The sequence below is a fragment of the Streptomyces odonnellii genome (assembly GCF_000981895.1).
In the GTDB taxonomy this organism is placed as follows: domain Bacteria; phylum Actinomycetota; class Actinomycetes; order Streptomycetales; family Streptomycetaceae; genus Streptomyces; species Streptomyces odonnellii.
Window position 1 is genome coordinate 1 of record NZ_LATD01000035.1, and the last position, 13,508, is coordinate 13,508.

Here is a 13,508-nt window from a genome sequence, read left to right on the forward strand (position 1 = left end):
CTCCGCGACCACCCCGACGTCCTGGAGGCCGCCGCCCGGCTGCGCGCGCCCGACCGGCTGGCCCGCAATCTCGAACTCACCGCGGAAGCGTTCCTGCGTTTCCAGGAGACCTGCCGCCCGCTGCCCCTCGGCGACGAGAAACCCTCGGCCGCCCACCGCTCTTGGACCGCGCTCGCCGAAGCCGCCGGGGCCGTGCTGGCCGGCGGCCTGTCCCTGCTCGGCGTCGACGCACCAGAACACCTCTGAACCACTCAAGAGAGCCAAGAGAGCCACGAGATGAGCCGTTCCGCACACCCCGCAGGCCCCCGTCACGCGGATGTACTCCCCGAGGGGCACTACACCGCCCCCGCCGCCGACCTCAATGTCCTGGACGAGAAGGTCTGGTCCCGCACCGTCCGCAGGAACGGGGACGGCGTGGCCACCGTCGCGGGGATCGAAGTGACCCGGCTCGCCGAGGAGTTCGGCACCCCGGCGTACATCCTCGACGAGGCCGACTTCCGCGCCCGCTGCCGCGCCTGGTCCGACGCCTTCGGCAGCGACGCGGACGTCTACTACGCGGGCAAGGCCTTCCTCTCCCGCGCCGTCGTCCGCTGGCTGCACGAGGAGGGGCTCAACCTCGACGTCTGCTCCGGCGGCGAACTCGCCACCGCCCTCGCCGCCGGAATGCCCGCCGAACGCATCGCCTTCCACGGCAACAACAAGTCCGCCCAGGAGATCGAGCGGGCCGTCGAGGCCGGGGTCGGCCGGATCGTCCTCGACTCCTTCCAGGAGATCGTCCGGGTCGCGCACACCGCGCGCCGCCTCGGCACCCGCCAGCGCGTCCAGATCCGGGTCACCGTCGGAGTCGAGGCCCACACGCACGAATTCATCGCCACCGCCCACGAGGATCAGAAGTTCGGTATCGCGCTGGCCGGCGGACAGGCCGCCGAGGCGGTACGGCGGGCCCTCGCCCTCGACAGCCTCGAACTGACCGGTATCCACTCGCACATCGGCTCGCAGATCTTCGACATGGCCGGCTTCGAGGTCTCCGCCCGCCGGGTGGTGCAGCTGCTGGCGCAGATCCGCGACGAGCACGGCGTCGAGCTGCCGGAGATCGACCTCGGCGGCGGCCTCGGTATCGCGTACACCTCCGAGGACGACCCGCGCGAACCGCACGACATCGCGAAGGCCCTCACCGACATCGTCACCCGTGAGTGTGAGTCCGCCGGGCTCGCCACCCCCCGGATCTCCGTCGAGCCGGGCCGCGCCATCGTGGGCCCCACGGCCTTCACGCTCTACGAGGTCGGCACCATCAAGCCGCTCGAAGGTCTGCGCACATATGTCAGTGTGGACGGCGGCATGTCCGACAACATCCGTACGGCCCTGTACGACGCCGAGTACAGCGTGGCGCTCGTCTCGCGCCGCTCCGACGCCGAAGCGATGCTCACACGCGTCGTCGGCAAGCACTGCGAGAGCGGCGACATCGTCGTACGGGACGCGTTCCTGCCCGCCGATCTGGCCCCCGGGGACCTGATCGCCGTGCCCGCCACCGGCGCGTACTGCCGCTCGATGGCGAGCAACTACAACCATGCGCTCCGGCCGCCCGTCGTCGCCGTACGGGACGGCGCGGCCCGGGTGATCGTCCGGCGCGAGACGGAGGAAGATCTTCTGCGACTCGACGTCGGCGAGTGAAATACATGTCTCGCAATCTGGACAGAGGGCAGAAACCCCCGTCCAGTGAGTGAGACTGGTTCGGATTCCCGCGGTAATCGGCTGTGATGGATGAAAGGCGTAGGTCGGATGATGCGTACGCGTCCGCTGAAGGTGGCACTGCTGGGCTGCGGTGTGGTCGGCTCAGAGGTGGCGCGCATCATGACGACGCACGCCGGGGACCTCGCGGCGCGGATCGGCGCCCCGGTCGAGCTGGCCGGGGTCGCGGTCCGGCGCCCCTCCAAGGTGCGCGCGGGCATCGACCCCGCGCTGATCACCACCGACGCCATGGCCCTGGTCAAACGGGGCGACATCGATGTGGTCGTGGAGGTCATCGGCGGCATCGAGCCCGCCCGTACGCTCATCACCACCGCGTTCGAACACGGCGCCTCCGTCGTCTCCGCGAACAAGGCGCTGCTCGCCGAGGACGGCACGACGCTGTACGAGGCCGCCGAGCGGCACGGCCGGGACCTGTACTTCGAGGCGGCCGTCGCCGGAGCCATACCACTGGTACGGCCGCTGCGCGAGTCCCTCGCCGGCGACAAGGTCAACCGGGTCCTCGGCATCGTCAACGGCACGACCAACTTCATCCTCGACCGGATGGACACCGCGGGTTCCGGCTACTCGGAGGCGCTGGACGAGGCCACCGCCCTCGGATACGCCGAGGCCGACCCGACCGCGGACGTCGAGGGCTTCGACGCCGCCGCCAAGGCCGCCATCCTCGCCGGCATCGCCTTCCACACCCGGGTCCGGCTGGACGACGTCCACCGCGAGGGCATCACCGAGGTCACCTCGGCCGATCTGGCCTCGGCGCAGAAGATGGGCTGTACGGTCAAGCTCCTCGCGATCTGCGAGCGCGCCGCCGACGGGCTGTCCGTCACCGCCCGGGTGCACCCCGCGATGATCCCGCTCAGCCATCCGCTCGCCTCGGTGCGCGAGGCGTACAACGCGGTCTTCGTCGAGGCCGAGGCGGCCGGACGGCTAATGTTCTACGGTCCCGGCGCGGGCGGCGCGCCCACCGCCTCCGCCGTCCTCGGCGACCTGGTCGCGGTCTGCCGCAACAAGCTGGCAGACGCCACGGGCCCCGGCGAGTCCGCGTACACCCAGCTTCCCGTCAGCGCCATGGGCGAGGTCGTGACGCGCTACCACATCAGCCTCGACGTGGCCGACAAACCGGGCGTGCTCGCCCAGGTCGCGACAGTCTTCGCCGAGCACGGCGTATCGATCGACACGGTGCGCCAGAAAGGCCGCCAGGACGGCGACGGCGAGGCCGCCCTCGTCGTCGTCACCCACCGCGCGCCCGACGCCGCCCTCTCCGGGACCGTCGAGGCGCTGCGCAAGCTCGACACCGTGCGCGGTGTCGCCAGCATCATGCGTGTTGAAGGGGAGTAAGGGACCCATGACCAGCATCGGCATCCACCAGGGCACCCACCGGACCACTCACCAGTGGCGCGGCATCATCGAGGAGTACCGGGACCGCCTCCCGGTGACGGACACCACCCCCGTGGTCACACTCCGTGAGGGTGGTACGCCGCTCGTCCCCGCGCAGGTGCTGTCCGAGCGGACCGGGTGTGACGTTCATCTCAAGGTCGAGGGTGCCAACCCCACCGGGTCCTTCAAGGACCGTGGCATGACCATGGCCATCACCCGGGCCAAGGCGGAGGGCGCCCAGGCGGTCATCTGCGCCTCCACCGGCAACACCTCGGCCTCCGCCGCGGCCTACGCGGTACGGGCCGGCATGGTCTGCGCCGTCCTCGTACCCCAGGGCAAGATCGCCCTCGGCAAGATGGGCCAGGCCCTGGTGCACGGCGCCAGGATCCTCCAGGTCGACGGCAACTTCGACGACTGCCTGACCCTGGCGCGCGCGCTCTCCGACAACTACCCGGTGGCGCTGGTCAATTCGGTCAACCCGGTCAGGATCGAGGGCCAGAAGACCGCCGCCTTCGAGATCGTCGACGCGCTCGGCGACGCCCCCGACATCCATGTGCTGCCCGTCGGCAACGCCGGCAACATCACGGCCTACTGGAGGGGCTACCGCGAGTACGCCGCCGACGGCATCGCGGCCCGCACCCCCCGTATGTGGGGCTTCCAGGCCTCCGGATCGGCGCCCATCGTGCGCGGCGAGGTCGTCAAGGACCCGCACACCGTCGCCACCGCGATCCGGATCGGCAACCCGGCGTCCTGGCAGTACGCGCTGGCCGCCCGTGACGAGTCCGGCGGCTTCATCGACTCCGTGACGGACCGGCAGATCCTGTCCGCGTACCGGCTGTTGGCCGCCCAGGAGGGAGTCTTCGTCGAGCCCGCCTCGGCCGCCTCCGTCGCCGGACTCCTCAAGGCCGCAGAGGAGGGCAAGGTCGACCCCGGCCAGCGCATCGTCTGCACGGTCACCGGCAACGGCCTCAAGGACCCGGACTGGGCGGTCGCCGGAGCGCCGCAGCCGGTCACCGTACCGGTCGACGCCACCGTCGCGGCCCAGCGCCTCGGCCTGAGCTGAGCCTGCCCGCCGGGGCCGGAACCGGCCGCCGGCCGCGAACCGACGCGGGACGGCGCCCCCGGCGGCCCCCAAGCGCGGCAAGAGCGACAAAGGCGCACAGGAGGCACGCGACACGCATCGTGCGCCTCCTGTGCGCCCTATGTCGCCACACAACCTTCCTTCGATAGGCTGTACCCAATCCGCCCCGCCGCATATGCCGCGGCGCTGTCGCCCCCGTGGCCCCCGGGCGTTCCGCATGTCCGCGTATATTCCGTACATCTCGAACATCCCGCACCGCCACACGATCATCCAGTCACGCCGTCACACCCACGTAAACAGGCCACAGGTCCCACACGCCAAGGAGAGTCGTCAGAGCGATGGCCGGTCCCGCGTTCCGCGCCGCCGCCGTACGGGTGCGCACCCCCGCCACCAGCGCCAATCTCGGTCCTGGCTTCGATTCCCTGGGCCTGTCGCTGGGGCTCTACGACGATGTGGTCGTCCGTGTCGCCGACTCCGGCCTGCACGTCGACATCGCCGGTGAGGGCGCGGAAACACTTCCCCGCGACGAGAGCCATCTGCTCGTACGCTCCCTGCGCACCGCCTTCGACCTGCTCGGCGGGCAGCCGCGCGGCCTGGAGGTCGTCTGCGCCAACCGCATCCCGCACGGCCGCGGCCTCGGCTCCTCCTCGGCGGCGATCTGCGCCGGGATCGTCGCGGCCCGCGCCGTGACCATAGGCGGGGACGCCCGGCTCGACGACACGGCGCTGCTGGAGCTGGCCGGCGAGATCGAGGGACACCCGGACAATGTCGCCGCCTGTCTGCTCGGCGGATTCACGCTGGCCTGGACGGACGGCGGCGCGGCCCGGGCCATCAGGATGGATCCCGCCGATTCCATCGTTCCGGTGGTTTTCGTCCCCGGCGGCCCGGTGCTCACGGAGACGGCCCGCGCGCTGCTGCCGCGTACCGTTCCGCATGTTGACGCGGCCGTCAACGCGAGCCGCGCGGCCCTGCTCGTCGAGGCGCTGACCAGGCGGCCCGAGCTGCTGCTGCCGGCCACCGAGGACCGGATCCACCAGGACTACCGGACTCCGGCGATGCCCCAGAGCGTCGCCCTTGTCAACCGACTGCGCGCGGACGGCGTCCCAGCAGTCATCTCCGGCGCGGGCCCCACGGTCCTGGCGCTGGTCGAGGACGGTGCGGCCGACAAGGTCGCACGGCTCGCGGGCGAGGGGTGGGCGGCCAACCGGCTCTCACTCGACACCGCGGGCGCCAGTGTTCTGCCGCTCGGCGCATAGCCGCTCGGGATTGCCGGTGAGGGAGAGGGGGAATGTTTGTTGGAGCCGGTAGTGTTAACCTCAAGTCTGCAACCGACGTCTTTGAGGCGCGGTGCTTCGTGTCCCGCTTCGGGGCCAACCTTCTTCCGGGAGCCTCCCCAACTGCCTGAGCAGCCTGCCTGAGCAGTTTTGAGCACGCACCGGAACCGGCACGACACCCCCCGTTTTTCCCAGCGGAGGGCCGAGCAGGGGGACCTCGGGCCGGACCCATCGCACGTATGCATTTTTCTCCGCCATATCCGGCGGGACCACCGCCCCGGGGCGGTGGTCCCGCAGGATGGGACCGCCGTCGGACAGCACAACCGGTCGCCGAGCCAGAAGGCCGACGTCCGCTCCAGGGAAGGACCCTTCGTGAGCGACACCACCGATCTGATGGGCGTGACTGCCGACAACAGTGTCGACGCCACCGCGCCCGCCGCAGGTGCTGCCACTGGCACCACCGCACGGCGCCGCCGCTCCGGCACCGGCCTCGAGGGCATGGTCCTGGCCGAGCTGCAGCAGGTCGCGTCCGGCCTCGGCATCAGGGGCACCGCGCGGATGCGCAAGAGCCAGTTGATCGAGGTCATCAAGGAAGCGCAGGCCGGAGGCCCGTCCACGGCCAAGAGCGCCGAGGCGGGCGGTGACGACACCGCCGCCAAGCCGAAGCGGCGCGCCACCTCCAAGGCACGCACGGGCGAGGCCGCCGCGGCCGAGGACAGCGCGGACACCGCCGAGAAGGCCGTGGCCACGCAGCAGATCGACATCCCCGGCCAGCCCGCCAGCGACGACCAGCCGGTGGGCGAGCGGCGCCGCCGCCGGGCCACCGCGCAGGCCGGCAGCCCCGAGGTCTCGGGCGAGGCCGCGGCCGACGGCAAGGCCGAGGCGGGGGCCGACAGCAGGGCCGAGGCCGCCGTGGCGGTGTCCGGCACGGGCGCGGCGCAGGGTGACGCGGAAGGACGGCGCGGCGAGCGCCAGGACCGCGGCCAGCGCGGGGACCGGGACCGCGGCGAGCGCCGCGACCGGCAGCGCGACCGCCGGGGCAAGGCCGACGAACAGCAGGGCGGCCAGGGCGGCGGCCAGCAGCAGAGCGGCGGCCAGCGCCAGCAGCGGGACAACCGCGGCGGACAGAACGCGGGACCGCAGGACGACTTCGACGACGAGGCGGGCGGCCGGCGCGGCCGGCGCGGCCGGTACCGCGACCGCCGGGGGCGCCGCGGCCGTGACGAGTTCGGTCCGGGCGAGCCGCAGGTCGCCGACGACGATGTGCTGATCCCCGTCGCGGGCATCCTCGACATCCTCGACAACTACGCGTTCATCAGGACCTCCGGCTATCTGCCGGGCCCGAACGACGTGTACGTCTCGCTCGCCCAGGTCCGCAAGAACGGTCTGCGCAAGGGCGACCATGTCACCGGCGCCGTGCGCCAGCCCAAGGAGGGCGAGCGCCGCGAGAAGTTCAACGCGCTGGTGCGGCTGGACTCCGTCAACGGCATGGCGCCCGAAACGGGCCGTGGCCGCCCCGAGTTCCAGAAGCTCACCCCGCTCTACCCGCAGGACCGGCTCCGGCTGGAGACCGACCCGGGCGTGCTGACCACGCGGATCATCGATCTGGTCGCCCCCATCGGCAAGGGCCAGCGCGGTCTGATCGTGGCCCCGCCGAAGACCGGTAAGACCATGATCCTCCAGGCCATCGCCAACGCGATCACGGTCAACAGCCCCGAGTGCCATCTGATGGTCGTCCTCGTCGACGAGCGCCCCGAAGAGGTCACCGACATGCAGCGGTCGGTCAAGGGCGAGGTCATCTCCTCGACCTTCGACCGCCCGGCCGAGGACCACACCACCGTCGCCGAGCTGGCCATCGAGCGCGCCAAGCGCCTGGTCGAGCTGGGCCACGACGTGGTCGTGCTGCTGGACTCGATCACCCGTCTGGGCCGTGCGTACAACCTCGCGGCGCCTGCCTCCGGCCGCATCCTGTCCGGTGGTGTCGACTCGACCGCGCTCTACCCGCCGAAGCGCTTCTTCGGCGCGGCGCGCAACATCGAGGACGGCGGCTCGCTGACCATCCTGGCCACCGCGCTGGTCGAGACCGGCTCGCGGATGGACGAGGTGATCTTCGAGGAGTTCAAGGGCACCGGCAACATGGAGCTGAAGCTCGACAGGAAGCTCTCGGACAAGCGCATCTTCCCGGCGGTGGACGTGGACGCGTCCAGCACCCGCAAGGAGGAGATCCTGCTCGGCGGCGAGGAGCTGGCGGTGGTCTGGAAGCTGCGCCGGGTGCTGCACGCGCTCGACCAGCAGCAGGCGATCGAGCTGCTCCTGGACAAGATGAAGCAGACGAAGTCGAACGCCGAGTTCCTGCTCCAGATCCAGAAGACGACGCCCGGCCCCGGCAACGGGAACGACTGACCCGGCCCGCCGTCTCCTGATCTCCATCGAGTATTTCCGTCGAACCGCCCCGGTGCCCGTGCGCCGGGGCGGTTCGCCGTACGGGGCCCCGTGGAAGCGCCCGGACGGCCCGCCGGCGTCTCCGTAACCCGGCCCCTCGCCCCTCCCGTCACCGGACGCCCGGCACAGGCTCACAGGGCCCCGCAGACCCCTCCTGCCGCGTCTCTCCGTGCCTCTCCCACGCCCCCGGTTCGCTCAGCGGGTGCCGGGCTCTGCTCCGGATGCTTCACTGACTGGACAAGTACGGCATATCGCACAGGGTGCGGGCGGTACGGACTGAGGGAGGCCATGACGGACGGGAGCAGCCGGATACCCGGCCGGACACCGGGCCGCCGTCGGGGCCGCGGCGCCAAGAACAGGCGCCGCCGCAGGGCGGCCAGAGCCGTCGCATGGTCGGCCGCGGTACTGGTTCTGCTCGGCGGTTCCGGGCTCGGATATGTGTACGTCAAGCTCGACGGCAATCTCCGGGGGATCGACATCGACCGCATCCTCGGCAGGGACCGCCCGGCCGACACCGGCGGCGGTTCCCAGGACATCCTGGTCCTCGGCTCCGACTCCCGCTCCGGAGCCAATGGCGAGTACGGCAGCGACGGCGGCGGCGCCCGCTCGGACACGGCGATGATCGTCCATATCTATCCGGGCCGGAAGGCGGCGAGCATCGTCTCCGTACCGCGCGACACCCTGATCGACCGCCCCGCGTGCGCCACCGGCGACGGCAGGACCGTACCGGGGCAGCGGCTGGCCATGTTCAACACGGCGTACGAGGTCGGGGGCGCGGCCTGCGCGGTGAAGACCGTCGAGACGATGTCCGGGATCCGTATGGACCACTACATCGAGGTCGACTTCACCGGATTCAAGGAGCTCGTGGACCAACTGGGCGGCGTCAAGGTCACCACCACCCGCCCGATAGAGGACGCCAGGAGCCGGCTCACCCTGGCACCCGGCACCCATGTCCTGAACGGCGAGCAGGCCCTCGGGCTCGTACGGACCCGCGAGAGCGTCGGCGACGGCAGCGACCTGGGCCGGATCCAGCTTCAGCAGGGCTTCGTCAAGGCGCTGATCGAGCAGGTCAGAACCATGGACCTGGCCGGCAGCCCGAAGAAGCTGTACGGCCTCGCCGACACCGCCACCCGGTCCGTCACCACCGATTCCCGGCTGGACTCGGTCGGCGCGCTGATCGGCTTCGCCGACGGCCTCAAGGACCTGGACGCCGCACACGTACGGATGATCACGCTCCCGGTGAGCTACGACCCGGCCGACCCCAACCGTGTCCTGCCGATCCCCTCGGGCGCGGAACAGGTCTGGACCGCGCTCAAGCAGGACAAGCCGATACCGGCCTCGGCGACCAAGGACTCCGAGGGGGACGGCGGCGACGCGCACGGCACGGTCAAGGAGGACTGACCGGGACCGACGCCCACAGGGCTTCCTCGGGCGGACGGGGGCCGATGCCCACAGGCCTTCCCCAGGCGGGCGGCCCGGGATCAAGGAATATCTCCGCCCGGCCCCCGGTTTTGGGAGATGCGGCCGGTCCTGGCAGACTGGTACGTCGGCTCCGGTTCACGTACGAGCAATCCGCGCGTGCGACCCGGCGCCCTCCCGATCTAGGAGAGACCCTTGAAGCGCGACATCCACCCCACGTACGTCGAGACCCAGGTGAGCTGCACCTGCGGCGCGTCGTTCACCACCCGCAGCACCATCGAGTCGGGCACCATCCGTGCCGACCTGTGCTCCGAGTGCCACCCGTTCTACACGGGCAAGCAGAAGATCCTCGACACCGGTGGCCGCGTGGCCCGCTTCGAGGCCCGCTTCGGCAAGGGCGCCGCCTCCGCCAAGAAGTAGCGAGCCGTCTGCGCCGGTTCTCGGTGCCCCTCTCCGGGGTGTCGAGACCGGCGCTTTGGCGTCCCGAAGCACGTTCGTACACACCCAGGAGCATCCGATGTTCGAGGCGGTCGAGGAACTGATCGGCGAGCACGCCGATCTGGAGAAGAAGCTCGCCGACCCGTCGGTCCACACGGACCAGGCCAACGCGCGCAAGCTCAACAAGCGTTACGCCGAGCTGACCCCGATCGTCGGCACGTACCGCTCCTGGAAGCAGACCGGTGAGGACATCGTCACCGCCCGCGAACTGGCGGCCGACGACCCGGACTTCGCCGCCGAGGTCAAGGACCTGGAGCAGCAGCGCGAGGAACTGACCGAACGGCTGCGGCTGCTGCTCGTACCGCGCGACCCCAGCGACGACAAGGACGTCATCCTGGAGGTCAAGGCCGGCGCGGGCGGCGACGAGTCCGCGCTCTTCGCCGGCGACCTGCTGCGGATGTATCTGCGGTACGCGGAGCGCGTCGGCTGGAAGACCGAGATCATCGACGCCACCGAGTCGGAGCTGGGCGGCTACAAGGACGTCCAGGTCGCGGTGAAGACCAAGGGCGGCAACGGGGCCACCGAACCCGGGCAGGGCGTCTGGGCGCGGCTGAAGTACGAGGGCGGGGTGCACCGGGTGCAGCGGGTGCCCGCGACCGAGTCCCAGGGCCGTATCCACACCTCCGCCGCCGGTGTCCTGGTGACGCCCGAGGCCGAGGAGATCGACGTGGAGATCAACCCCAACGATCTGCGCATCGACGTCTACCGCTCCTCGGGCCCCGGCGGCCAGTCCGTCAACACGACGGACTCCGCCGTCCGCATCACGCATCTGCCCACCGGAGTGGTCGCCTCCTGCCAGAACGAGAAGAGCCAGCTCCAGAACAAGGAGCAGGCGATGCGTATCCTGCGCTCGCGGCTGCTCGCCGCCGCGCAGGAGGAGGCGGAGAAGGAGGCCGCCGACGCGCGCCGCAGCCAGGTGCGTACCGTCGACAGGTCCGAGAAGATCCGTACGTACAACTTCCCGGAAAACCGGATCTCGGACCACCGTGTCGGATTCAAGGCGTACAACTTGGACCAGGTGCTCGACGGGGAACTGGACGCCGTCATCCAGGCCTGTGTCGACGCCGACTCGGCCGCGAAGCTCGCGGCCGCGCAGTAAGCAGACAAGCAGTAAGCAGACAGGCAGTAGGCAGTGAGCGGGACGGCCGCGTCCCGCGCAGGACTTGTGAGAAACAACCGTACGACTCCAGCCCGGAGGACCAGCGTGCAGCTACCCCCCGGGGGGCGACCCCCGCACCCCCGATCCGTGCTGCTCGCGGAGGTGGCACAGGCCACCCGCCGGCTGGCCGACGCGGGCGTCCCGTCACCGCGCTTCGACGCGGAGGAACTCGCCGCGTATGTGCACGGCGTGAAGCGGGGCGAGCTGCACCGCGTCGAGGACGCGGAATTCGACGCCCGTTACTGGGAGGCGGTGGCCCGCCGTGAGGCCAGGGAACCCCTCCAGCACATCACCGGGCGCGCCTTCTTCCGCTATCTGGAACTCCAGGTCGGGCCGGGGGTGTTCGTACCGCGTCCGGAGACCGAGTCGGTCGTCGGCTGGGCCATAGACGCCGTACGGGCGATGGATGTGGTCGAGCCGCTGATCGTCGACCTCTGCTCGGGCTCCGGCGCGATCGCGCTCGCGATGGCCCAGGAGGTGCCGCGGTCGCGGGTGCACGCCGTGGAGCTGTCCGAGGACGCCCTGGCGTGGACGCGGAAGAACGCCGAGGGGTCCAGGGTCACCGTGCACCAGGGAGACGCCCTGACGGCCCTTCCCGAGCTGGACGGCCAGGTCGATCTGGTGATCTCCAACCCGCCGTACATCCCGCTCACCGAGTGGGAGTACGTGGCGCCCGAGGCCCGCGACCACGACCCCGGGATGGCGCTGTTCTCCGGCGAGGACGGACTCGACACGATCCGGGGCATCGAGCGCACCGCGCACCGGCTGCTGCGGCCCGGCGGCCTGGTCGTCGTCGAGCACGCGGACACCCAGGGCGGACAGGTCCCGTGGATCTTCAGCGAGGAGTCCGGCTGGGCGGACGCCGCGGACCACCCGGACCTGAACAAGCGCCCCCGCTTCGCCACGGCACGCAAGGCGTTGCCGTGACCGCCCCGGTGAACCCTCTCGCCCCGGCCCGTCCGCCGCGGACCGCCACGCCCCCCGACCACCCGGCGAGTGAGCCGAAGGGGCGCGCCGCCGTCGTAAGGGAGACCGCGCGCAGGTTCGCGAGGAACGAGGGAACCGAGCACGATCGACCGTCGACGGTGGCAAGAGCGCCCCGGAGGCGAACCGAGCCCCAAAAGAAATGGGAGTCAGGCTGATGGCACGGCGATACGACTGCAACGACGCGACTGACCGTTCGACGGGTCTGCGCGAGGCCGCGTCGGCCGTACGCCGTAGTGAGCTGGTCGTGCTGCCCACCGACACCGTGTACGGCATCGGCGCGGACGCCTTCAGCACGGAGGCGGTCGCCGATCTGCTGGACGCCAAGGGCCGCGGGCGCAATATGCCCACGCCCGTGCTGATCGGCTCCCCGAACACCCTGCACGGCCTGGTCACCGACTTCTCCGAGCAGGCGTGGGAACTGGTCGACGCGTTCTGGCCGGGCGCGCTCACCCTTGTCGCCAAGCACCAGCCGTCCCTCCAGTGGGACCTGGGCGACACCCGGGGCACGGTCGCGATCCGGATGCCGCTGCACCCCGTCGCCATCGAGCTGCTCACCGAGGTCGGCCCGATGGCCGTCTCCAGCGCCAATCTCTCGGGACACCCGTCGCCCGAGGACTGCGACGCGGCGCAGGAGATGCTGGGCGACTCCGTCTCGGTCTACCTCGACGGCGGTCCGACGCCGGGCATCGTGCCCTCCTCGATCGTCGATGTCACAGGCCCGGTCCCGGTGCTGCTGCGGGCCGGCGCCCTCGACGCGGATGAGCTGCGCAAGGTGGTACCCGACCTCGAGGTGGCCAATTGACCGCCCCTGAGGGGCGTGGCATAGCGGAGACCGCACACACCGGCAGCACCTTCCGCATCCTCCACGTCAGCACCGGCAATGTCTGCCGCTCGCCGATCACCGAGCGGCTGCACCGGCATGCCCTGACGGTCCGCCTCGGCGAGCGGCTCACCGGCGGCCTGATCGTGGAGAGCGCGGGCACCTGGGGGCACGAGGGCGCCCCGATGGAGGCCAATGCCGAGGCCGTTCTGGCCGACTTCGGCGCGGACGCGTCCGGTTTCGTCGGGCGTGAGCTGCTCGACGAGCACGTGATCCGCGCGGACCTGGTCCTCACCGCGACCCGCGACCACCGTGCGCAGGTGATCTCCATGGGGCACTCGGCGGGTCTGCGCACCTTCACGCTCAAGGAGTTCACCCGGCTGGTACGGGCGATAGACCCGGCGACGCTGCCGGACCCGGTGGACGAGGGCGTGGTCGAACGCGCCCGCGCGCTGGTCCGGGCGGCGGCGGCGCTGCGGGGGTGGCTGCTGGCGCCGACGGCGGAGGCGGACGAGGTGTACGACCCGTACGGGGCGCCGATCACGTTCTTCCGCTCGATCGGCGAGGAGATCCACCAGGCGCTGGACCCGGTGGTCACGGCGCTGACGGGCGTCACCCCGCCGAGGTAGGGTGCGGGCCAATTCCAGCCCGTCCGGCGTTTGAGGACGGAACCCTTCGCCCCGGTGCGGGGTGCCCGATGCACCTGGC

At 71.1% G+C, this 13,508-nt stretch carries 12 protein-coding genes; all 12 read left to right on the top strand.

The window, feature by feature from the left end; all coding sequences use genetic code 11:
• Nucleotides 1-246, top strand: a 246-nt coding sequence (locus WH07_RS05500) for a DALR anticodon-binding domain-containing protein (RefSeq protein WP_046496017.1), incomplete at its 5' end; no start/stop codon positions are given.
• A 30-nt stretch (nucleotides 247-276) separates the two neighbouring features.
• Complete coding sequence (gene lysA / locus WH07_RS05505) at nucleotides 277-1,671, top strand: diaminopimelate decarboxylase (RefSeq protein WP_046496019.1); 1,395 nt, start codon at nucleotides 277-279, stop codon at nucleotides 1,669-1,671.
• Between the two features lie 108 nt (nucleotides 1,672-1,779).
• Entirely contained in the window at nucleotides 1,780-3,081 is a 1,302-nt protein-coding gene (locus WH07_RS05510) for a homoserine dehydrogenase (protein ID WP_198533729.1), read from the top strand.
• A gap of 7 nt (nucleotides 3,082-3,088) precedes the next feature.
• The gene (thrC, locus tag WH07_RS05515; RefSeq protein WP_046496021.1) at nucleotides 3,089-4,183 is read left to right on the top strand and encodes a threonine synthase; all 1,095 of its coding nucleotides are present in this window, start codon (nucleotides 3,089-3,091) and stop codon (nucleotides 4,181-4,183) included.
• Between the two features lie 356 nt (nucleotides 4,184-4,539).
• The gene (thrB, locus tag WH07_RS05520) at nucleotides 4,540-5,457 is read left to right on the top strand and encodes a homoserine kinase (RefSeq protein WP_046496023.1); all 918 of its coding nucleotides are present in this window, start codon (nucleotides 4,540-4,542) and stop codon (nucleotides 5,455-5,457) included.
• Between the two features lie 390 nt (nucleotides 5,458-5,847).
• Nucleotides 5,848-7,878 carry a transcription termination factor Rho gene (gene rho, locus WH07_RS05525; protein ID WP_046496106.1) on the top strand — a complete coding sequence of 677 codons (2,031 nt, stop codon included), beginning with the start codon at nucleotides 5,848-5,850 and terminating at the stop codon, nucleotides 7,876-7,878.
• 327 nt (nucleotides 7,879-8,205) lie between these two features.
• Nucleotides 8,206-9,318 carry an LCP family protein gene (locus WH07_RS05530; protein WP_046496025.1) on the top strand — a complete coding sequence of 371 codons (1,113 nt, stop codon included), beginning with the start codon at nucleotides 8,206-8,208 and terminating at the stop codon, nucleotides 9,316-9,318.
• Between the two features lie 213 nt (nucleotides 9,319-9,531).
• Nucleotides 9,532-9,756, top strand: a complete 225-nt coding sequence (rpmE, locus tag WH07_RS05535; RefSeq protein WP_046496027.1) for a 50S ribosomal protein L31 — start codon at nucleotides 9,532-9,534, stop codon at nucleotides 9,754-9,756.
• A 97-nt stretch (nucleotides 9,757-9,853) separates the two neighbouring features.
• On the top strand, nucleotides 9,854-10,933 hold the full coding sequence (gene prfA / locus WH07_RS05540) for a peptide chain release factor 1 (RefSeq protein WP_046496029.1): 1,080 nt from the start codon (nucleotides 9,854-9,856) through the stop codon (nucleotides 10,931-10,933).
• Nucleotides 10,934-11,038: 105 nt separating this feature from the next.
• The gene (gene prmC, locus WH07_RS05545) at nucleotides 11,039-11,920 is read left to right on the top strand and encodes a peptide chain release factor N(5)-glutamine methyltransferase (RefSeq protein WP_046496031.1); all 882 of its coding nucleotides are present in this window, start codon (nucleotides 11,039-11,041) and stop codon (nucleotides 11,918-11,920) included.
• Between the two features lie 214 nt (nucleotides 11,921-12,134).
• Complete coding sequence (locus WH07_RS05550) at nucleotides 12,135-12,782, top strand: L-threonylcarbamoyladenylate synthase (protein ID WP_046496108.1); 648 nt, start codon at nucleotides 12,135-12,137, stop codon at nucleotides 12,780-12,782.
• On the top strand, nucleotides 12,779-13,429 hold the full coding sequence (locus tag WH07_RS05555) for an arsenate reductase/protein-tyrosine-phosphatase family protein (protein ID WP_046496033.1): 651 nt from the start codon (nucleotides 12,779-12,781) through the stop codon (nucleotides 13,427-13,429). Before WH07_RS05550 ends, WH07_RS05555 begins: the two co-directional genes overlap by 4 nt.
• Nucleotides 13,430-13,508 lie beyond the last annotated feature (79 nt).

Coding starts and splice junctions, on each gene's coding strand:
- WH07_RS05550 (WP_046496108.1), top strand. CDS start 12,135: ATGGCACGGCGATACGACTGCAACGACGCGACTGACCGTTCGACGGGT.
- WH07_RS05510 (WP_198533729.1), top strand. CDS start 1,780: ATGATGCGTACGCGTCCGCTGAAGGTGGCACTGCTGGGCTGCGGTGTG.
- lysA (WP_046496019.1), top strand. CDS start 277: ATGAGCCGTTCCGCACACCCCGCAGGCCCCCGTCACGCGGATGTACTC.
- thrC (WP_046496021.1), top strand. CDS start 3,089: ATGACCAGCATCGGCATCCACCAGGGCACCCACCGGACCACTCACCAG.
- prfA (WP_046496029.1), top strand. CDS start 9,854: ATGTTCGAGGCGGTCGAGGAACTGATCGGCGAGCACGCCGATCTGGAG.
- thrB (WP_046496023.1), top strand. CDS start 4,540: ATGGCCGGTCCCGCGTTCCGCGCCGCCGCCGTACGGGTGCGCACCCCC.
- WH07_RS05530 (WP_046496025.1), top strand. CDS start 8,206: ATGACGGACGGGAGCAGCCGGATACCCGGCCGGACACCGGGCCGCCGT.